Raw genomic sequence first — 20639 nt, forward strand, 5'->3', positions numbered from 1 at the left:
TTCGCTGCCTGGAGCTGCTGTGCGATAGTAAGTGACTCTCCCGGTGTACGTGAGCCTGCACCTGTGTCTATTTCCCCGATCCGCGCCTTTTGCACCCATGTCCCAGCGTCCCTTTGGGGATGCACAGCTCATCTGCTGCTGCCTTGGTGCCAATCTCCTTTGCGAGCTTTATTGCCTGCTTTTTAAACTCTTCATCATATTGTTTTCCTGTTCCCATTGATGACACACTCCTTTGTTTTTATTATACTTTGATTGTTTTGTATGTGTCAAGTTTTATTATACAGGATTAGAGTGAGCCGAGCGAGCAGAAAATACAATAAATCACGTTCATATATATATTTCTGGCTGAAACGCTGGGACGGAAGTGTGGAGTCCCATGCAGTTAAATCACGCCGACCGCATCATCATCCCAATGAGCATACCAAGGAAGAAATAGATCTTATCAAAAGGTATCACAAACGGAACCCGACACTTGAGCTTCCCGAACTATGGCATCGTCTCAAGAAACAAGGGTATACACGCTGTCTTGAAAGTCTTTACAGGGTTATGAAAAAACTAGGAATGCTTCCGATAAAGTCCTCAGCGTCATATTTTGACGTGCAACTGGCAAGTGTAAGCGTGAAAATGACAACCGCAAAAAGTATCAAAACGTGCCTTTTCATAAACTCTACCACCCCATGACATTCTGATTTTTTCGATTATATCATATCGCAGTCATACCTGTCAAGATAAAACAAAAAAAGCCCGCAGAAGTCTGCGAGCTTTTTGGTGGGAGAAGGTGGATTCGAACCACCGAAGCTAGAAGCAACAGATTTACAGTCTGCCCCCTTTGGCCACTCGGGAATTCTCCCATATGAATGAAAACAAAATAATGGAGCTGGTGGACGGACTCGAACCCCCGACCTGCTGATTACAAATCAGCTGCTCTACCAACTGAGCTACACCAGCTTGTATTGCTTGATCTGTCGAACTGACGATATCTATTATATCATATCTCCAAGCACTTGTCAAGCACTTTTTATTTTGTTTTCATTTTTTTAATAAAGTGGTCGAGGCGACAGGACTTGAACCTGCGGCATCTTGGTCCCAAACCAAGCACTCTACCAAACTGAGTTACGCCTCGTAGTTGACGTTGCACACGGTGGGGAAAAGTCTCCAGCCACGGAAAAGTTCCAAGCTTTGTGTGCCTTGAGCTTCATAGATGTTTCTGTGAAGCATTTGTCTGCGTCATCAGACAGCTTAATTATTATACTCCCCAATGCCCGTTTTGTCAATAGGTTTTTTATTACTTTGTATACTTGCACAATTATACCCTGCTTAAAAGCGAATCAAATGTCATTCTTCAACAAATTATACCGTGATATCATACTAAAACATCAAAAATAATGTCCATAAAAGAGCCTTTTTTAAAAGAATGGTATAATTTGATGATATTTTGGTGAAACCTGTTGATTTTTAAAATGGTTTGTGTTATCATTATATTTAACAGATAATATTCGGGAGGAAAGTAAAAATGAAAACAAAGGAATGTCCTTTTTGCCATAAGGAAATATCCGAAGAAGCAATACTCTGTAAGTATTGCCATAACCTGCTTATAGACGAAAGCACGCCTGTTACGGAAGACAGCAGGCAGGAGGAGCAGAATTTCACCTCTGCTGACGATGCTGACAGAACAAGAGTGTTCACAAAGCAGGAGGCACAGGAGTATGAAGAGAAAACAAGAGCCTTTACCGTGCCTAAACAGCCGGAAGAGCCTACAGAGTTTTTCTCCACACCAATAGCTGATAGCCATGATAATAATGACGGCTGTGAGAATTATCAGGATAATTATGATAATGGCGGTTATTCTGACGATGAAAACGATTATTCCGATGATGATACAGAGGATAACGATGACGCTTCCAGAAAGAAGCTCTTTGCAATTACTGCCACTATCACAGTGGGTATACTTGTGGTGGTCATTCTTGCTATAGTTGCAGGCTATAAGATCTTCGGCTTTGGCGGAACAAATAGTAAGACCACTACTACCACAAAGCCAAAAACAACTGTTGCCGATGATGACGACAGTAAGGGAGGCGTGTTCGTCGATACCGAGAGCAGTGCAGTTTCTACCGACACAAATACCACTACCTCACAGCCGGCTGACGAAAGCTCAACACCAGCCACCGAAACTTCTGCTCCTGATACAGAAACAACGACAACTACCACGACAACTGCCTCAGATACAGATACTACAACAACTACCACAACTACAGCAGACTCAAAGCCTGACGAAACTACAACAACTACATCAGACGAGAGCGGAGATTCTGCAAAGGCTGTCGCCGCTATCACAGCTCAGATAGACGGCAAGGTGTCTTCATATGAATACAGAACTGAGGATGCAGGCTTCCTGTATTATTACTTCTTTACAGAAGACGGTCACGGCTACAGCGCTGCATATAATAAGGCAGACGGCTCAGTTGTTCTTGAACAGAACTACTGATTTTAAATAGAATATCACCGATTTTACAAAGTGCGTTTTCCTTGTGAGAACGCACTTTTTTTGTGTGTAAACTCCTTTGCAAACATCTTACAATGACTTTACTTTACTTCGGTTACTGATTTTACAATGTTGATGTATCATAAGTATATCACCTGAATAGAAATAACATGAAGACCTGCACACAAGGTGCAGAGAGAAAAGGTGCAAATCAAAAAGCCCAAAGGGCAAGTGTAAGAAAGAGGTTTTATATCATGAAAACAAGAACATCAAAACTGGCAGCGATCTTTACATCAGTTGCACTTGCAGCCACAATGCTCGCAAGCTGCGGAGGAAACTCAGATAAGATCACAGTTATCTCCCGTGAAGACGGCTCAGGAACAAGAGGCGCATTCATTGAGCTGACTGGTATCGAAGAAAAAGATTCAAACGGCAATAAGACCGATAACACAAAGAAAGACGCCCTTATCTGTAAGTCAACAGACGTTGTGCTTACTCAGGTGTCAGGAGATAAGAACGCTATCGGCTATATCTCATTCGGCTCACTGAACGATACAGTAAAGGCTCTTAAAGTAGAGGACGTTGAGCCTTCAACAGCAACTATCGAAAGCGGCGATTATAAAATAGTAAGACCTTTCAATATCGCTGTTAAAGACGGACTTTCAGACGCCGCTCAGGACTTTGAGAACTATATCCTCAGCTCAGAAGGTCAGGATATCATCGAAAAGGCAGGCTACATAAAGATCGACAAGAGCGCAGCAGCTTACACTTCAAACAACGCTTCCGGCAAGGTAGTAGTCAGCGGTTCATCATCAGTAACACCGGTTATGGAAAAGCTTGCAGAAGCATATCAGAAGGCAAACACAAACGTAACAGTAGACGTTCAGCAGTCAGACTCCTCAACAGGTATCAAGGACGCTATCAACGGCACATCTGATATCGGTATGGCTTCAAGAGATATCTCAGACGACGAGCTTTCACAGGGTATCAAGTCTGTAACTATCGCTCAGGACGCTATCGCAGTTATCGTAAATAAGGATAACGCAGTTGACGATATCACAATGGACGAGATAAAGGCTATCTATACAGGCTCAAAGACAACATGGTCTGACGAAAGCAAATAAGCTATCAAGTTAATTCTCCATAAAGATTTGCACAAGACAAAACTTTGGGCGGCACAGCAAATTGTCGCCCCATTTGTCTGAGCAAAAACAAGTGAAAAATTTTCAGAGGTGATAATTACGTTGACGGAAAACACAGCGGTGGCAGCGAATACAGCCGCTCAGAAGCCAACAGCAAAACAAAGTTCCCACCTGCTTGAGAAAGCAATGAAAGCATTGTTTTTCCTTTGCGCCTGCGTTTCAGTTGCGGCAGTAATAGTAATATGTATCTTCATGTTCGCTAAAGGCTGTCCTGCGATCGCAAAAATAGGCGTGGGAAACTTCCTCTTCGGAACAGACTGGAGTCCTAGAAACGTCCCTGCTTCATATGGTATCTTCCCTATGATAGTCGGCTCTCTCTACTGCACCGCAGGAGCAATAATGATCGGTGTGCCGATCGGACTTTTAACAGCCATATTTATGGCAAAGTTCTGTCCCAAAAAGCTTTTCAAATGGCTCATGCCTCCAATAAATCTTCTTGCAGGCATACCGTCCATTGTATACGGCTTTTTCGGCATGGTAGTTGTAGTTCCTATCATAAGAAACCTTTTCGGTGGAACAGGAAACAGCGTGCTTACAGTTTCCATTATCCTGGGTATCATGATACTTCCTACTATCGTGGGCATGAGCGTGAGCGCACTTAAAGCCGTTCCTGACAGTTACTATGAGGGCGCAGTCGCCCTTGGCGCAACACACGAAAGAGCAGTGGCAACAGTCGTTTTCCCTGCCGCAAAGTCAGGCATACTGGCAAGCGTTATCCTTGCAGTGGGCAGAGCAATAGGCGAAACAATGGCAGTTATCATGATAGCAGGAAACTCCACTATCATTCCCCACTCCCTTCTCGACAGCGTCCGTACCCTCACAGGCAATATCGTGATCGAAATGAGCTACGCCGAGGGACTTCACTATGACGCTCTTATCGGAACAGGCGTTGTGCTGTTCGTGTTCATTCTTCTTCTGAACCTTTGCTTTAACCTTGTCACAAACAGAAAGGATAAAGGGTGATAAAAATGTCAGACAGAATGAAAACCTATAACACACACCCCATGTCATTGGTGTTCAATATCCTAACCAAAATAGCAGTTGTGCTTACCATAAGCGTGTTCGTTCTTATCGTGGGCTATGTGGTGATAAAGGGCGTTCCTTATCTGAAACCGTCCCTCTTCGCAAAGACCTATACCACCGAGAACGTGTCAATGCTCCCCGCTATCGTGAACACCTTTGAAATGCTTCTGGTGTCCCTGGCAATAGCTGCACCTCTGGGCATATTCTGCGCAATATATCTCGTTGAGTATGCAAAGAAAGGCAATAAATTCGTCAGAGTCATAAGACTTACTACAGAAACACTCTCAGGTATCCCGTCCATAGTGTACGGACTTTTCGGAAATATGTTCTTTGTGCTTGCCCTTAACTGGAAGCTCTCAATGCTCTCAGGCGCTTGCACATTGGCGATAATGGTGCTTCCGCTCATGATCCGTTCTACCGAGGAAGCGCTGAAATCTGTAGATGACAGCTTCCGTGAGGGCAGCTACGGACTTGGCGCAGGAAAGCTCAGAACTATCTTCGTTATCGTTCTGCCTCCTGCAATAAGCGGTATCCTCTCAGGCGTTATCCTTGCAATGGGAAGAATTTTCGGCGAAACAGCCGCCCTTATCTATACCGCAGGAACTATCGCCAAGTATGCAGGTCTTACAGACTCAGGACGTACCCTTTCTATCCATATGTATTCACTTTCCAACGAGGGACTTTATATGAACGAAGCAAGCGCTACAGCAGTTGTCCTGCTGGCAGTAGTCCTGCTTCTTAACGGACTTGCGTCCCTTGTTGCCAGAAAGCTTTCCAAAGGAGGAAACTGATAAATGACACAGCCAAAACTGCAGGTGAAAAACTGCGATCTCTTTTATGGAGATTTTCAGGCTCTCAAAAATATAAACTTGTCCATAGCCGAAAAGGAGATAACCGCATTCATAGGCCCTTCAGGCTGCGGAAAATCTACTCTTCTTAAATCTCTCAACCGTATGAACGATCTCGTAGAGGGCTGTAAGATAACAGGCGATTTTACCCTTGACGGGGAGAATATCTATAAAGATATGGAAATAACCGAGCTTAGAAAGCGTGTGGGAATGGTTTTCCAGAAACCAAACCTCTTCCCGATGTCTATTTACGATAATATCGCATACGGCCCAAGAACTCACGGCATAAAGAAAAAAGCCGACCTTGACGAGATAGTTGAAACAACTCTCCGTCAGGCTTCCGTGTGGGACGAAACAAAGGACAGACTTAAAAAGTCCGCCCTGGGTATGTCAGGCGGACAGCAGCAGCGTATCTGTATCGCAAGAGCACTCGCCGTAAAGCCGGAGGTGCTTCTTATGGACGAGCCTACATCAGCCCTTGACCCTATCTCCACTATCAAAATAGAGGAGCTTGCCACAGAGCTTAAAAAGAATTACACTATCGTTATCGTCACCCATAATATGCAGCAGGCAACCCGTATATCCGATAAAACAGCCTTTTTCCTCCATGGCGAGATAGTCGAGTTCGACGAAACTCAGCGTATTTTCTCCAATCCTAAGGAACAGAAAACTCTCGAGTATATCACAGGACGTTTCGGATAAACGCTTTGGAAATATAGGTGAAAGGAAGAAATATCTATGCGTGCGAATTTTGACAATAAGCTCAGCGAGCTTAACAAAAAGCTGCTTTCTATGGCAGCAATGACAGAGCAGATAATCGCAATGTCAATAAAATCTCTTGAAGAGCAGGATACAAAGCTTGCCCGTGAAACGGTGGAGTTTGACACCAAGATAAACGAGGCGGAGCGTGAGGTAGAGAGGATCTGTCTTAACCTGCTCTTGCAGCAGCAGCCTGTTTTTGCCGAGGATCTCAGACGTGTGTCCGCTGCACTTAAAATGATAACCGATATCGAGCGTGTTGGCGATCAGTCAGCAGATATTGCAGATCTGAATATCCGGCTTATAAAGAAAAAGCAGAAATGGGATCTTAGCGACATCAGTGAAATGGCAAGAGCCGCCACACAAATGGTGAACGACGCTATCGACGCCTATGTGAACGACGACGAGAACCTCGCCCGAAAGGTCATAAGCTCTGACGATAAAATAGACGAGCTTTTTGTAAAGACCAAGGATAAGATAATCGACGAGATAGCAGCCGATAAAGCAAACGGTGAAAAAGCCATAGATACTCTCATGGTGGCAAAATACTTCGAGCGTATCGGCGACCATGCGGTAAATATCGCAGAATGGGTGGTATTCTCCGTAACAGGCGTGCACAAAACCGAGAGAATAATGTAAAATACGAAAGCTTACAAATGGCGGGCTGTCGAGGGCGCCAGCCCCTACATAAGACAATGTATTTACATAATTTGTAGGGGAGCGACGCAGTTTCTGCTTTGTTCAGCTTTTATGACACTCTAAAAGGCGGAAATACCGCCTTTTTGCTCTTCTTGTACGATTTTACTCAGATTTTACTCAGCCTGATTTGTTATTTTACAATTATGTTGTATAATGTTCATTGTAAACATTGTAACAATAGTGTAAAATTATTATCAGGGAGTGTCAGTATGACGATTTTTAATGTTCTGACCCTTATAGGCGGTCTTGCAATGTTCCTTTACGGAATGAATGTAATGGGTAACGGGCTGGAAAAACTCGCAGGAGGAAAGCTTGAAAAAATATTTGAAAGGCTCACCTCAAACCCTATCAAGGCAATGTTGCTTGGACTTTCTGTAACAGCGGTCATTCAGTCCTCCTCAGCCACTACAGTAATGCTGGTGGGCTTTGTAAACGCAGGTATCATGAAGCTCCATTCCGCCATAGGCGTTATAATGGGCGCAAATATCGGTACTACCGTAACAGCGTGGATATTGTCTTTGTCAGGACTTAACGGCGACAGCTTTCTTATAAAAATGCTCAAGCGTCCTCGTTCTCGCCTATACTTGCGATAATAGGCGTCGCAATGCTGACATTCTCCAAAAACGATAAGAAAAAAGATATCGCATCTATACTCGTAGGCTTTGCAGTGCTCATGTTCGGAATGGACTCAATGAGCGGTGCAGTCGCACCTCTTAAAGACGTTCCTGAGTTCGCAGAAGTGCTTCTCTGGTTCAAAAACCCTATTCTGGGTGTTCTTGCAGGCGCACTTCTTACCGCTATCATTCAGTCCTCATCTGCTTCCGTTGGTATCCTTCAGGCTCTCTCAGCCACAGGTGCAATAACCTTCGGCTCAGCGCTTCCTATAATTTTAGGACAGAATATAGGTACTTGCGTAACAGCACTGCTTTCATCAATAGGCACAAGCAAGAACGCAAAGCGTGTTGCAGTTGTCCACCTCTATTTTAATATAATAGGAACACTGCTTTTCCTTACAGTTTTCTATCTGCTCAATGCCTTTATCGGCTTCTCGTTCGTTGACGGAGTTGTGGGCGCAAAGGAGATAGCTATTGTGCATACTATATTCAACCTGTCAACATCTATCGTGCTTCTGCCATTTATCAAAGTCCTTGAAAAGCTTGCCTACCTCACTGTCAAAGACAAAGAGGGGGAGGAAAATAAGGACAATATCGAAGAGCAGTTCAAGCTTCTTGACGAAAGATTTCTCCAGTCGCCTTCTTTTGCAGTTGAAAAGTGCAGAGAGCTTACAAACCGCATGGGCGAGATAGCAAAAGAAAGCATAGACATGGCAATGAGCATCTGCGTCGATAAGTACGATAAGGAAAAGGCAGAGCAGATAGCCGCAAATGAAGCAGCCGTCGACCTCTATGAGGATAGACTCGGCACATATCTTGTAAAGCTTTCCAGCCGAGATCTTTCTGCAAAGGATTCTCAGTCAGTCTCAACTATACTTCATGTTATAGGCGACTTTGAGCGTATCTCCGACCACGCCATGAATATGGTGTCCGTTGCCGAGGAAAAACAGCAGAAGGATCTGAATTTCACATCACAGGCAACAGCCGAAGTAAAAGTCATGTGCAGTGCTGTAAGAGATGTTTTGGATATCGCCATGGAAGCCTTTGAAAAGCACGATCCAGAGCTTGCCACAAGAGTTGAGCCGCTTGAGGAAGTGGTGGATAAGATAAGAACAAAGCTTAAAAACCGCCATGTAAAAAGGCTTCAGACAGGCGAGTGTACCATAGAAATGGGCTTTGTGTTCTCCGATCTGCTCACAAATTTGGAAAGAGTTTCAGACCATTGCTCAAATATAGCGGTCTGTCTTATACAGGAAAATGACGAAAGCTTTGACGTTCACGAGTATGTTCAGATGCTTAAAAATTCAGGCGAGGGCTTTGACGGACAGGTCAAGCGCTACAGCGAGAAATACGCTTTGCCTGCTAAAGAGTTTTAACGAAAAGGGGTAAGATCTATGGCACTTATATATTGTGTAGAAGACGATGACGGAATAAGAGAGCTTATATCCTGCGCACTTAAATCGGGCGGATATGAGGTAAAAGCATTTCCAAAAGCAAAACCGTTTTATGAAGAGATAAGAAACAAAGAGCCTTCGCTGGTGCTTCTTGACATAATGCTTCCTGACGAGGACGGATATTCCATACTTTCAAAGCTCAAAAAAGACAGCCACACTCAGGACGTTCCTGTTATAATGCTTACCGCAAAATCAAGCGAGCTTGATAAGGTGTCAGGGCTTGAAATGGGCGCAGACGACTATATAACAAAGCCGTTCGGCGTAATGGAGCTGCTTTCAAGAATAAAAGCCGTTTTAAGACGTGCAGGCAAGCAGAACGCCGAGGCCGATGTCATAGAAGAACAGGGCGTTTCCCTTGACGCTTCAAGACGTATCTGTACATATAACGGCCAGGAGGTCGTTTTGACATATAAGGAATTTGAGCTTTTGATGTATCTCATGCGCCATAAGTCCATAGCCGTGAGCCGTGATAAGCTTATGGAAATGGTCTGGGGCTATGAGTTTGCAGGGGAAACAAGAACTGTTGATATGCACATCAAGACCCTCAGACAAAAGCTTGAATCCGCAGGCTGTACGGATCTTATCAAAACAGTCCGTGGCATAGGCTACAAAATATAAAAATTTTCAGATAAGGAGGAACAGCATATGCAGAAAAAACTCTATAAAGTCATGACGATACTTGTTTCATGTACAGTGCTGTTTTTTCTTTTAGTAGCAGGCTCTCTTGGATATTCTACCTATCAGCGTTTCACTAAAAATGAGCTTAAATCCGCTGCAAAGCTCGTTGCCGCAGGAAACAATAAACCCTCAGAAATGGCTGATATTTTGGAAAGATCGGTAGAATATGATGTCCGTGTCACCTTCATCGACGCACAGGGCAATGTAAAATATGACTCTGAAGCAGATCCCGCCAAAATGGAAAACCACTCCGACCGTGAAGAGTTCAAAGAGGCTATGGCAAATGGCGAGGGCGAATCCACAAGATTTTCCAAAACCCTTGGATATAGTACATATTATTATGCCATAAAATATAACGGTGGCGTGCTGAGATTTTCTACAGATAAGGCGAACCTTGCAGGGGTGTTCCTTGCAGTGATACCAATGCTGGTGGTGTTCGCAGGAGGAATAATCTTTATCACCACCATAATCTCCATAAAGCTTTCAGAAAGCATGATAAAGCCGATAAATTCCCTTGTAAAACAGCTTGATCTGAGGAACGAGAATATCGGTCAGTTTGAAACGCCTTATGAAGAACTTGAACCTATCATAAAAAATGCAGACGTTCTTATGGGACGAATACATAAGAACATGAATAAAATAAAGGCAGAAAGAGAAAAAATATCACTTATCACTGAAAATATGGTTGAGGGCATGATACTTCTTGACGAGGACATGACAGTGCTTTCGGTAAATAAGAGCGCCTTGAAAATTCTCGGCAACAGCTTTGATCCTACGGAGCATACCAAGATAGACCATATGACAAACGATCAGCAGATAATAGGTCTGCTTGAAGAAGCCAAGGAAAGCGGTGCAGCAAACGGTATCATCACAGAAAAAAGCCGTTTTTACCGTACCTTTGCAAATAAGGTCTACAGCGAAAATACCCTTGATTTTGGTATCATAATCTTCTTTGTTGACGTAACAGAGGAGATACAAAGCGAGCAGATACGCCGTGACTTCTCAGCCAACGTATCTCACGAGCTTAAAACTCCGCTTACCACCATAAAAGGCTTTGGCGAGCTTCTTGAAAACGGCATTTTCACCAAGGAAGAGGACGTGAAGAAATACGGCGGTATGATATATCGTGAAAGTGAAAGACTTTTGTATCTCATAAACGATATTATCAGGCTTTCCCAGATAGAGGAGCAGGAACACGTTTTGTCTGATAAAATAGACCTGCTGAAAACCGCCCATGACGTAGAGGAGATACTCCGTCACAAGGCAGATAATAGAGAGGTCACAATGACCATTGAGGGCGAACCTGTTCAGATATACGGCAATCAGAGCTATATCACAGAACTGTTTTTAAATCTCATGGACAACGCCATAAAGTATAACCATGAGGGCGGAAGCCTGAAAGTAACGGTCGGCATAGAGGACGGCAAAGCTTTTGCAGCGTTCAGCGACACAGGCATAGGCATATCCGACGAACATCAAAGCCGAATCTTTGAACGTTTTTACCGAGTTGATAAAAGCCGTTCCAAGAAAATAGGCGGAACAGGCTTAGGGCTTTCTATAGTAAAGCATATAGTCGCATATCACAGCGGTGAGATATCCCTTGAAAGCGAGCTTGAAAAGGGAACTACCATAACAGTGAAACTGCCTTTCAACGAGCCTGAAACAAAGCAGATAGAAATGAACACAGACACAGAAAAATAATGACCGCAACGCCGTCCTGAAATTTTTAGGACGGCGTTTTTGTCAGGTACATGGTATACAAATTATTAAGGGGAAGGGCGATAAAGAAAGGACAAAAAAGCGGGCGACCAAAGGTCGCACCAGTATGTCGCAAAAGTGTTAAATCAACGGGCGAACGCTGTTCGCCACTACAAAAAAATCATCGCCGCAGGCGATACCATAATTCCTCACTCCTCATTCCTCATTCCTCATTTACCTCCCCCTGTTGCATTTTCTCACTAAGTGTGCTATAATGACCTCAACAGACTTTATCTTATGGAGGTAACAAAATGTCAGAAGAAAACAAAAACGTTCAGGAAACCAAGGACGATAAAAAGGAAGGCAACGTCCTTGCAGGCTTCGTTCTCTACACAGACGCTAACATGGATTGGCTCAGATTTAAAAAGTTTCTGAAAGACGATTGGAACATCGTTCCGCAGGACGATGTAAAAGACAACGCTATGGTATTCAAGGTTGGCGATATGGTGGTCGCTTGCTCACTTATGCCTAATCCGGTTCCTAACAAGGAAGCTGAAAATGCGGCAAAGTATAACATTCTCTGGAAAGAGGGCGCAAACGAGGTCGCTAAGCATCAGGCTCATGTTATGCTCGCTGTAATGAACAAAACAAGCGCTGTTGAGCAGGCTATCCTCTTTGCAAAGGTGGCAAGCTCTCTGCTCAAGCTCGATAACGCTATCGGTATCTATAAAGACCCGACAGTTTATGAGAAGAATTTCTATGTGAACTTTGCTGAAACTATCAAAGACGGCGAGTATCCGATGCCTATTCTTATCTACACAGGTATGTATCTTGCCAAAACAGGTCTTTGCGCTTTTACATCAGGCATGAGATTTTTTGGATATGAGGAAATGGAGATAGTTGACTCTCCAAAACAACCTAACGATTTGCTTGGATTTTTGCTTTCTATCTCCGAGTATGTGCTTTCTGAGGGCGTTGAGCTTAAAGACGGCGAAACTATCGGCTTCTCTGAGGAGCAAAAGCTCCCTATCACTCTGTCAGACGGCGTGAGCGTTCCGGGCAAGACCCTGAAAATAAAGTATTGATAAATACTATCAATGTTATTGTAGGGGAGTGGTGCAATTTCTGCTTTGCAGAAATCCGACGTCCCGTTTGTGCTTGCCCTTTCAATTTTTAAAGAATAAATTTTCATATTATTCTAAGCCGTACAATTTGTGCGGCTTTTTTTGTGCATAACCGAAAAACTTTCCGCAGACCTCTGTTTTAATTGACTTTTAGTTTGTTCAGTGATATACTTAAATGTGTATCGCCTTTTGTCGGAATAAGCCGACAATGGCTGTTTTATCAATTTTTGTTAGGAGTTTTGTTGTGGTATTTGCAGATCTATTTTTCTTGTATTTTTTCCTGCCTGTGTGCCTGATATGCTATTTTATCACACGCAGTACAGCCATAAGAAATGCAGTGCTGGTGGTGTTTTCACTTATCTTTTACGCATGGGGCGAGCCTGTCTGGGTTAGTATCCTCATAGTTTCCTCCCTTGTGGACTACATAAATGGTCGGGTGATAGAAAAACACCCCGAAGGCTGGCAGGCAAAAGCGGCGCTTGCATGGTCGCTTGTCTTTAACCTTGGGGTGCTGTTCGGTTTCAAGTATACGGCGTTCTTTGTGGAAAATCTCAACAATTGGTTCGGTCTAGGCATACCGGTGCCTAATATCGTTTTGCCTATCGGTATCTCTTTCTATACGTTCCAGACTATTTCCTATACCGTCGATTGCTATTGGGGCAAGGTCAAGCCTCAGAAAAACTTCGGCAGATTTCTTTTGTATGTATCTATGTTCCCACAGCTCGTTGCAGGACCTATCGTAAGATACTCCGTTATCGGCGAGGAGATAAACGAAAGAAAGACCACTGCCAAGGATATCTCCGACGGCTTTTCAAGAATAATCCTCGGACTTGGCAAAAAGGTCATTATCGCAAATAATCTCAGCACCATTGTAACAGCCCTTTTCGGCTCTGCTTCAAACGGCTATGAAAATATAAAGACCCTCTCTGTGGCAGGCACATGGCTTGGCGCAATTCTTGTGGGTCTGTGGTATTATTTTGACTTCTCAGGCTATTCAGATATCGCTATCGGTCTTGGCAGGATATTCGGCTTCCACTTTGATGAGAACTTTAAATATCCTTTTATCTGCAAAACTATCTCAGAGTTCTGGCAGAGGTGGCATATCTCCCTTAGCTCATTTTTCAGAGATTATGTGCTTTATCTCCCTATCTTCGGCAAAAGAAGAAAATACGGAGGACTTTTCCTTGTATGGTTCTGCACAGGACTTTGGCACGGTGCAAGCTGGAACTTTGTTTTCTGGGGACTTTACTATGGAATGTTCATATTCTTTGAAATGCTCATTGGCAAAAAGCGCATGAAGAAAATGCCTGTTCCCCTTGCACATATCTATACAAAGCTTGTTATTTTCATAGGCTTCGGAATATTCTATTTTGAGAACCTCGGCTCACTGGGTACGTTCTTCAAGGCACTTGTTGGAGCAAATGGAAACAAACTGACCGATACAGTTACACAGCACCTTTTCATGAACAATATCTGGCTTTTTGCAGTGGCAGTGCTTTTCACAATGCCTGTTATACCAAAGATCAAAGAAAAGGCGCTCTCTGCAAAGGGTACAGCCTATTTTATGCAGTCAGCAGGTATCCTATGCAATGCGGCGATACTTGTTCTCTCAAGCGTTCTGCTTGTGAACACAACAAACAATCCGTTCTTGTATTTCAGATTTTAGGCAGGTGAAAGAGTATGGCAAATAATAAAGATTTTGAAAAGGACTTCAAACTGCCTGATACAAAGGCTCTTTCAGAAGCCTATACAGAATATCTTGACAGCGTTACTTTCGGTGGAAAGCCTATAGGAGAGGAAAAGAAAAAGCCTGAAGCTGTCAGCATGGCAAAAGTTGACGAAACGGAGAAAAGCTCCACTGTCCATGACGAGATAGTGGAAAAGATAGTCAGAAAAAACAAGGCTCTCAGCCACAGCATTTGGACGGACGAGCCTGTTTTGAAGCCAAAGAAAAGCGTATGGCTAAATACTGATGATGATAATGAAGAAGCATTGAAAAAAGTTGAGAAAAAAGCCGAAAAAGTTGAAATTTCTCAGTCTGTACAAAAAGCTCAGAAGAAAAATGCTGAGGAAATGGCTTCTGATAATGAGGTCATTATCCCATTTTCCAAAGAGAAAAATCACATAAACGGCACTAAAAAAGAGATCTCTGTGGCAGTTTCAGCAGACGGAACTGTGAAAAAACTGCCGAATAAGAAGAATTTCGTGCTGAAGATACCTGACAGCTATTATAGGGAATATGACGCAGCGGCACAGGATAAAGGCCCTGTTATCGCAGGAAAAAGGGTCGAGATAATCGACAAGAGAAGCCCTGAGAAAAAGCCTGAGAATGCTCAGAAGCCCAGCAGGGTAGAGGCGACAATAAATGTCAGAGTGCCTGCTCAGAAAGAGGAGAAGCCTGTCAGGAAAGCTGAGAAAAAGGCTGAGCTTAAATCTGAGCCGAAACCTGATCCTGTGGAAAAAGAAGAAAGTGACGCTAAGGCAGAGGAAGCTTACAGAAAAGGCATCGAAAAGGCAAAAAAACGCCGTGAGGAACGTAAAAAGGCTAAGAAAAACAATATCTATGAGAAGGAATTTAATGTTATAAATTCTGTTGTTTGCCTGCTTATTGTTTTCGGCGTGTTTGCGGCACTGCTTGTGATGAAGCGTGAAAGCGGTTTTATACAGTCAGAAAACAGAAACCTTGCGACTTTTCCGAAATTTTCGCTGTCATCATATTTTGACGGTGACTTCACAAGCGGAATAACCGAATATTTTACCGACACTGTTCCAAACAGAGAAAAGCTTAAATCTTTCTGCTCTGATTTCACGAATATGCTTGGAATAAAGCTCAACGATACTGTTATAACGGGCGATTTCAAAACGGTGGAAAAAGAAGAGCTGGATCAGGATAAGATCGCAAAAACAACAACTGTAACAGCTTTTACAGGTTCGAGGACCACCACCACTGCGGATACAAAGACCACCGACACAAGCACAACTACGAAAAAATCAACGGAAAGCGAAAAGGTAGTTGACGTGCCTGACAATCTTGACGACGGTCAGTGGGAGGGCGACGTTATCGTATCAGGCAAGGGCAAAAATGTTCGTGCAATGGGTGCTTACTACGGCACTTTCGAGAACGGCGACAAGTATGCGAACACCATAAACAAGTGGAAAGCCGACCTTGGTGACAGCGTGAACGTATACAATATGTCTATCCCGACTTCGGCGGCTTATTATATGCCGAACAATCTCAAGGACGCTGTTTCAGATCAGAAAGACAATATTGACAACATTGCCGCAGGTCTTAACGGAATAATCAACACCGATGTTTATGACTCTCTGGCTGAGCATACAAAGGAATATATCTACTCAAGAACGGATCATCACTGGCAGCCTTTGGGAGCATATTATGCGGCGCAGGTTTTTGCTGATCAGTCGGGAATAGATTTTCCAAACCTTGATACCTACGATAAATGGGAGATAGACGGCTTTGTGGGAACGATGTATGCTTACAGCAATTACAACAGTGAGCTTCAGAAATATCCTGACAAGTTCATTTACTATAAGCCTGACAATAATGATGATCTGACGGTAAAGTATTATGATACGGAGTTTAAAAACCCTGTGGAGTCTACGCTGTTTTTTGACTATGCAGAGGGCGTAAACTGCTATTCTGCGATACTCAACGTGGATCAGGAGATAGCTGAGATAGACACGGGCGTGGACAATGGCAGAGTGCTTGTGGTGTTCAAAGACAGCTTTGGAAATGCTTTGATACCATTTTTCACCCATGGCTTCTCAAAAATCTATGTTTGTGATTTCAGATATTTTGACATAAACGCTATTGATTTTTGTAAAGAAGTGGGTTGCACAGACTTGCTGTTTGCAATATCGTTGACGAGCTGTTCAACGCCTAGTAAGGTGGATTGTTTGAATAATATTAGGATACAGTAGGAGTTTAAGTGAGGAGTGGAGTTAAGTGAGGAGTGAGGAGTGAGGAGTGAGGAATGAGCATAGCAGACCAAAGTAAATTGCAAGCATAAAGTAAAATAAAGCACCGAGTGAAGCGAGAGATAAAGCGCACGCTCAAGCCCGGCGCTAGAGGGCTTGTGGGGTCTAGGGGCAAAGCCCCTAGCGGAGTATGAGGCAGAGCCTCATTCGGCGCAAGCCGACAAGGTGCAGATTGTAGTATCAAAAGCATATAGAAGTCCGATATCAGATAAAAGTGATATCGGAGAATTAAATCTGCACCGCCTTTCTAGCCCTAAGCGCAATGTAGATACGCAAAGAGCGGAGCGATTTTGCGGAGGTAGGACTTGCCCAAATAACTGTAGGGGCGAACAGCGTTCGCCCGTGTTCAGAATTTGTTATAATTTCAGAATTGTAGGGGCTGGCGAAATTTCTGCTTTGCAGAAATTTCGCGGCTCCCATACATGGTTGTTGTGTTGCCGTAAGATTGTGGGTTTAGCCGTTTTTATATTCAATTTTCAAGTTGCGTTCGGGGTGCGACATTGGGTATTATGCCCTTGGTTGCGTATACACAAAATACCGCAATGCACACCCACGCTTTGACACAAGTTCTCTACAGCCTGTTCCAGAAACGCACCTCGGTTTCACTAAGTCGCAGGGCTTGTACGTGCCCGCAAGTATCAAAACGCTTTCTACTTATCCCCGAAAAGCACCCCTTTTGTTGCATAAAAAATGCAACAATTGCAGAAATGTTGCCAAATTAAAACATAAATCATTTGTTTGCACAAGACAATACCACTGAAATTGTGCAGGATCAACATGGAATTTTGAACTAAATGTGTCTTGACATCGTTAATATCACGTTAATAAAACGGTGATATAATAAAAAAATGCAAAGTGAACGGAGGGGTAAAAATGTTTCACATACTTGTGGTGGAGGACGATACTAACACTCGCAAACTGACCTGTGATGTGCTTAGCGACAACGGCTACACACCTATCGAGGCTCGTGACGGTATAGAGGCTCTCGAAATAATGGACGAAAAACACGTTGACCTTATTATAATGGACGTTATGATGCCTCGTATGGACGGTTTGGAGCTTTGCGAAACTATCCGCAAGGCTGGGTTTCAGACACCTATATTAATGGTGACGGCTAAGGAAACGGCTTTTGACAAAAAGCAGGGCTTTATAAAAGGTACGGACGATTACATGGTGAAGCCTGTGGACGAGGAGGAAATGCTTCTGCGAATTCAGGCACTTTTACGACGTTCGCAGATAGTGAGCGACCACAAGATAACTGTGGGCGACACCACTCTCGACTATGACGCACTGACTATCAAGACCCCTGAGGGCATAAGAGAGCTTCCGCCGAAAGAGTTCATGCTTCTTTACAAGCTTCTTTCCTATCCCGACAAGATATTCACCCGCCGTCAGCTTATGGACGAGCTTTGGGATATGACCTCAGACACTGACGAGCGCACTGTGGACGTACACATAAACCGCATAAGAGAGCATTTGAAGAATAACCACGATTTTGAGATAATGACAGTGAGAGGACTTGGCTACAAGGCGGTCAAGCTGAAAGGATAGGCTCATGAAAAAACATCTTATCTCTGCTCTTCGCTCAGAGCGCAGGCGAAATTACACCATGAACGCCAGCATAGTTTCGGCGGTATTTATGATAATGATATGGGCAGGACTTCTTACGGGATTTATAATGATAGGCATAAAAAGATGCCTGCATTTTCTATCCCCTTTGCAAATGCCTTTTGTTTTCCTTATTGTGGGACTTGTGGTATCTGTAATAATCGGCACTTGCATTTCTGCCGCTGTAGCAAGCAAGATAGTAGGACCTGTGCGTGAGGTAAAAAAGGCAATGCACAGGGTAGAAAAGGGAGATTTCTCTCAAAGGTTAGAGGTAACGGGCTTTAACGGCGAGATAGACGAGCTTATAGAAAGCTACAACAAAATGGCGCAGGAGCTTGGGGGCATCGAGATGTTCAGGGAGAATTTTATCAACAGCTTCTCCCACGAGTTCAAAACGCCTATCGTTTCTATCCAGGGCTTTGCGAAACAGCTAAAAAAAGAAAATCTGTCAGAAGAGAAAAAGCAGGAATACATTGACATTATCATCAGCGAATCAAAGCGTTTGACCAATCTTTCATCGAACATTCTTATGCTTTCAAAGCTTGAAAATCAGCAGATCATCACTGACAAGACAAGCTTTTCCCTTGACGAGCAGATAAGAAACTGCATACTTCTTCTGGAAAAGCAATGGACGGCTAAGGACATAAGCTTTGACATTGATATGCAGGAGATACAATACACCACCAATGCGGAAATGCTTTCGCAGGTGTGGGTGAACATAATAGGCAACGCCGTAAAATTCTCCCCAGAGGGAAGCTCTATCAGAGTAAAGCTTTTCAAAGAGGGTGATGTGATAACGGCTGAGATAACTGACCGTGGCATCGGCATGGATCAGCAGACCATATCACACATTTTCGAGCGTTTTTATCAAGGGGACAGGGCGCACGCTTCAAAGGGAAACGGACTTGGTTTGCCACTTGTTAAGCGTATCGTGGAGCTGTGCAACGGCAATATCCGTGTAGAATCACAATACGGAAAGGGTACAAATTTTATTGTTACGCTCCCGCAAAACGACAAATGGCCTTAGTATCATAAAAAAAAGACGGACACTTCCAAAGAAATGTCCGCCTTTTTCTATTTTATCAGATAGCCGCAAAGCCCTGCTTCAGATCGTCTATGATATCCTCGACATTTTCAAGACCTACGGAAAGTCTTATCATTCCGCCGTTTATGCCTGCGGCAACGAGCTGTTCGTCTGAAAGCTGTCTGTGTGTTGCGGAGGCTGGGTGGAGGATACAAGTACGGATATCGGCAACGTGAACTTCGTTGGAAGCAAGCTTAAGGCTGTCCATGAACTTTGCCGCTGTATCTCTGCCGCCCTTGATAACGAACGAGATAACGCCTGCTGTGCCAAGAGGGAGATACTTTTCAGCAAGCTTATGGTACTTATCGCTTTCAAGTCCGGGATATGCAACGGACTCTACCTTGTCATTGCTTTCGAGGAATTTTGCCACTGTTATAGCGTTCTCGCAATACTGCTTCATTCTTACAGGGAGAGTTTCAAGTCCCAGATTGAGCAGGAACGAGGAATTTGCGGCAGGATAGCAGCCGAAATCTCTCATAAGCTGCATTCTTGCTTTTACGATATAAGGTGCGAATGAATATTTTTCAGTGTAGATAGTGCCATGATAGCTTTCGTCAGGCTCGGTCATGCAAGGGAACTTTCCGCCCGTCCAATCGAACTTGCCGCTGTCAACGATAACGCCGCCGACCTGAACAGCGTGGCCGTCCATATACTTTGATGTAGAATGGATAACGATATCTGCGCCCCACTCGATAGGTCTGCAAAGGTATGGAGTAGCAAAAGTATTATCAACGATAAGAGGAACACCATTCTTATGGGCGATATTTGCAAAACGCTCGATATCGAAAACTGTCAGAGCAGGGTTTGCGATAGTTTCACCGAAAACAAGCTTTGTATTATCCTTGAATGCCGCCTGTATCTCATCATCTGTAGCGTCGGGGTCAACATAGATACACTCTATACCAAGTCTTTTCATTGTTATGCTGAAAAGGTTTATGGTGCCGCCATAGATAGAAGTGGAAGCTATAAAGCTGTCCCCTGCCTGACAGATGTTCAGGATAGAGCAAAGTGTGGCAGCCTGTCCGCTTGATGTACACATTGCGGCTGCACCGCCCTCGAGAGCGGCAATTTTCTTTTCAACTGCGTCTGTGGTAGGGTTTTCAAAGCGTGAGTAGATAAGGCTCTTGGTAGGGTCGTCAAAGACCTCGGCTATCTCTCTTGAGGAGTCATAGACATAAGTTGTACTTTGTACGATAGGCACTACCCTTGGCTCTCCGTTTTTAGGCGTATAGCCTCGTGTAAACATTGTGTTCGATCTTCAATCAAATCAAATCCTTTCAATGCGGTAACGACCGCTAAATTTTTACCAATATAAAAAGCTTTTCAAAAAGCGTTTAAAACAGCAGCCCCCTCAGACCGCCCAAACATTA

The 20639-nt window shown here is 43.8% G+C and carries 16 protein-coding genes, 3 tRNA genes and 1 pseudogene; 15 read left to right on the plus strand and 5 right to left on the minus strand.

Annotated elements, in window-relative coordinates:
- Window positions 1-67: 67 nt before the first annotated feature.
- The 4 genes from DW793_RS14670 to DW793_RS09930 all read right to left on the minus strand — a co-directional run bounded on the left by DW793_RS14670 (window position 68) and on the right by DW793_RS09930 (window position 1123).
- Window positions 68-217 carry a hypothetical protein gene (locus tag DW793_RS14670; RefSeq protein ID WP_181988339.1) on the minus strand — a complete coding sequence of 50 codons (150 nt, stop codon included), beginning with the start codon at window positions 215-217 and terminating at the stop codon, window positions 68-70.
- A 549-nt stretch (window positions 218-766) separates the two neighbouring features.
- Window positions 767-851: transfer RNA gene (locus tag DW793_RS09920), tRNA-Tyr, on the minus strand.
- Window positions 852-872: 21 nt separating this feature from the next.
- Window positions 873-948 (minus strand) — tRNA-Thr (locus DW793_RS09925).
- Window positions 949-1046: 98 nt separating this feature from the next.
- Window positions 1047-1123: transfer RNA gene (locus DW793_RS09930), tRNA-Pro, on the minus strand.
- A 390-nt stretch (window positions 1124-1513) separates the two neighbouring features.
- On the opposite strand from DW793_RS09930, the gene DW793_RS09935 reads away from it, so the two are divergent.
- The 15 genes from DW793_RS09935 (at window position 1514) to DW793_RS10000 (ending at window position 19212) form a co-directional block, all read left to right on the plus strand.
- Window positions 1514-2485: a hypothetical protein gene (locus DW793_RS09935; RefSeq protein ID WP_117940383.1), complete on the plus strand. Its 972-nt coding sequence runs from the start codon at window positions 1514-1516 to the stop codon at window positions 2483-2485.
- A 251-nt stretch (window positions 2486-2736) separates the two neighbouring features.
- On the plus strand, window positions 2737-3606 hold the full coding sequence (locus tag DW793_RS09940) for a substrate-binding domain-containing protein (RefSeq protein ID WP_117940385.1): 870 nt from the start codon (window positions 2737-2739) through the stop codon (window positions 3604-3606).
- Window positions 3607-3810: 204 nt separating this feature from the next.
- Window positions 3811-4647 (plus strand): phosphate ABC transporter permease subunit PstC, encoded by an 837-nt coding sequence (gene pstC / locus DW793_RS09945; protein ID WP_038672900.1) that lies wholly within the window; start codon window positions 3811-3813, stop codon window positions 4645-4647.
- Window positions 4648-4652: 5 nt separating this feature from the next.
- Window positions 4653-5498, plus strand: coding sequence for a phosphate ABC transporter permease PstA (gene pstA, locus DW793_RS09950; RefSeq protein WP_118157899.1), 846 nt, complete (start codon window positions 4653-4655; stop codon window positions 5496-5498).
- 3 nt (window positions 5499-5501) lie between these two features.
- Window positions 5502-6257, plus strand: coding sequence for a phosphate ABC transporter ATP-binding protein PstB (gene pstB / locus DW793_RS09955; RefSeq protein WP_022287586.1), 756 nt, complete (start codon window positions 5502-5504; stop codon window positions 6255-6257).
- A 36-nt stretch (window positions 6258-6293) separates the two neighbouring features.
- The gene (phoU, locus tag DW793_RS09960) at window positions 6294-6953 is read left to right on the plus strand and encodes a phosphate signaling complex protein PhoU (RefSeq protein ID WP_118157901.1); all 660 of its coding nucleotides are present in this window, start codon (window positions 6294-6296) and stop codon (window positions 6951-6953) included.
- Window positions 6954-7222: 269 nt separating this feature from the next.
- Window positions 7223-7606: a Na/Pi symporter gene (locus tag DW793_RS15960; protein WP_390624676.1), complete on the plus strand. Its 384-nt coding sequence runs from the start codon at window positions 7223-7225 to the stop codon at window positions 7604-7606.
- Window positions 7607-7617: 11 nt separating this feature from the next.
- Window positions 7618-9003: a Na/Pi cotransporter family protein gene (locus DW793_RS09965; RefSeq protein WP_390624677.1), complete on the plus strand. Its 1386-nt coding sequence runs from the start codon at window positions 7618-7620 to the stop codon at window positions 9001-9003.
- A gap of 18 nt (window positions 9004-9021) precedes the next feature.
- The gene (locus DW793_RS09970) at window positions 9022-9699 is read left to right on the plus strand and encodes a response regulator transcription factor (RefSeq protein WP_117897624.1); all 678 of its coding nucleotides are present in this window, start codon (window positions 9022-9024) and stop codon (window positions 9697-9699) included.
- Window positions 9700-9726: 27 nt separating this feature from the next.
- Complete coding sequence (locus DW793_RS09975; RefSeq protein WP_118157903.1) at window positions 9727-11460, plus strand: ATP-binding protein; 1734 nt, start codon at window positions 9727-9729, stop codon at window positions 11458-11460.
- Between the two features lie 308 nt (window positions 11461-11768).
- The gene (locus tag DW793_RS09980) at window positions 11769-12542 is read left to right on the plus strand and encodes a DUF4261 domain-containing protein (RefSeq protein ID WP_022287580.1); all 774 of its coding nucleotides are present in this window, start codon (window positions 11769-11771) and stop codon (window positions 12540-12542) included.
- Between the two features lie 283 nt (window positions 12543-12825).
- On the plus strand, window positions 12826-14247 hold the full coding sequence (locus tag DW793_RS09985; protein ID WP_118124643.1) for an MBOAT family O-acyltransferase: 1422 nt from the start codon (window positions 12826-12828) through the stop codon (window positions 14245-14247).
- 14 nt (window positions 14248-14261) lie between these two features.
- On the plus strand, window positions 14262-16520 hold the full coding sequence (locus DW793_RS09990; protein WP_118157906.1) for a DHHW family protein: 2259 nt from the start codon (window positions 14262-14264) through the stop codon (window positions 16518-16520).
- A 930-nt stretch (window positions 16521-17450) separates the two neighbouring features.
- On the plus strand, window positions 17451-18128 hold the full coding sequence (locus DW793_RS09995; protein ID WP_117859183.1) for a response regulator transcription factor: 678 nt from the start codon (window positions 17451-17453) through the stop codon (window positions 18126-18128).
- A gap of 4 nt (window positions 18129-18132) precedes the next feature.
- Window positions 18133-19212 (plus strand): HAMP domain-containing sensor histidine kinase, encoded by a 1080-nt coding sequence (locus DW793_RS10000; RefSeq protein WP_118157908.1) that lies wholly within the window; start codon window positions 18133-18135, stop codon window positions 19210-19212.
- 55 nt (window positions 19213-19267) lie between these two features.
- On the opposite strand, the pseudogene DW793_RS10005 reads toward DW793_RS10000, so the two are convergent.
- Window positions 19268-20532 (minus strand): annotated as a pseudogene (locus DW793_RS10005) (PLP-dependent transferase).
- Window positions 20533-20639: the final 107 nt, after the last annotated feature.

Source organism: Ruminococcus sp. AM31-15AC (genome assembly GCF_003462045.1).
Classification (GTDB): Bacteria; Bacillota; Clostridia; order Oscillospirales; family Ruminococcaceae; genus Hominimerdicola; species Hominimerdicola aceti.

What these genes read in the sequence shown, in the direction of transcription:
- DW793_RS14670 (WP_181988339.1), bottom strand. Translation starts at nt 217, where the DNA reads ATGGGAACAGGAAAACAATATGATGAAGAGTTTAAAAAGCAGGCAATA.
- DW793_RS09935 (WP_117940383.1), top strand. Translation starts at nt 1,514, where the DNA reads ATGAAAACAAAGGAATGTCCTTTTTGCCATAAGGAAATATCCGAAGAA.
- DW793_RS09940 (WP_117940385.1), top strand. Translation starts at nt 2,737, where the DNA reads ATGAAAACAAGAACATCAAAACTGGCAGCGATCTTTACATCAGTTGCA.
- pstC (WP_038672900.1), top strand. Translation starts at nt 3,811, where the DNA reads ATGAAAGCATTGTTTTTCCTTTGCGCCTGCGTTTCAGTTGCGGCAGTA.
- pstA (WP_118157899.1), top strand. Translation starts at nt 4,653, where the DNA reads ATGTCAGACAGAATGAAAACCTATAACACACACCCCATGTCATTGGTG.
- pstB (WP_022287586.1), top strand. Translation starts at nt 5,502, where the DNA reads ATGACACAGCCAAAACTGCAGGTGAAAAACTGCGATCTCTTTTATGGA.
- phoU (WP_118157901.1), top strand. Translation starts at nt 6,294, where the DNA reads ATGCGTGCGAATTTTGACAATAAGCTCAGCGAGCTTAACAAAAAGCTG.
- DW793_RS15960 (WP_390624676.1), top strand. Translation starts at nt 7,223, where the DNA reads ATGACGATTTTTAATGTTCTGACCCTTATAGGCGGTCTTGCAATGTTC.
- DW793_RS09965 (WP_390624677.1), top strand. Translation starts at nt 7,618, where the DNA reads ATGCTGACATTCTCCAAAAACGATAAGAAAAAAGATATCGCATCTATA.
- DW793_RS09970 (WP_117897624.1), top strand. Translation starts at nt 9,022, where the DNA reads ATGGCACTTATATATTGTGTAGAAGACGATGACGGAATAAGAGAGCTT.
- DW793_RS09975 (WP_118157903.1), top strand. Translation starts at nt 9,727, where the DNA reads ATGCAGAAAAAACTCTATAAAGTCATGACGATACTTGTTTCATGTACA.
- DW793_RS09980 (WP_022287580.1), top strand. Translation starts at nt 11,769, where the DNA reads ATGTCAGAAGAAAACAAAAACGTTCAGGAAACCAAGGACGATAAAAAG.
- DW793_RS09990 (WP_118157906.1), top strand. Translation starts at nt 14,262, where the DNA reads ATGGCAAATAATAAAGATTTTGAAAAGGACTTCAAACTGCCTGATACA.
- DW793_RS09995 (WP_117859183.1), top strand. Translation starts at nt 17,451, where the DNA reads ATGTTTCACATACTTGTGGTGGAGGACGATACTAACACTCGCAAACTG.
- DW793_RS10000 (WP_118157908.1), top strand. Translation starts at nt 18,133, where the DNA reads ATGAAAAAACATCTTATCTCTGCTCTTCGCTCAGAGCGCAGGCGAAAT.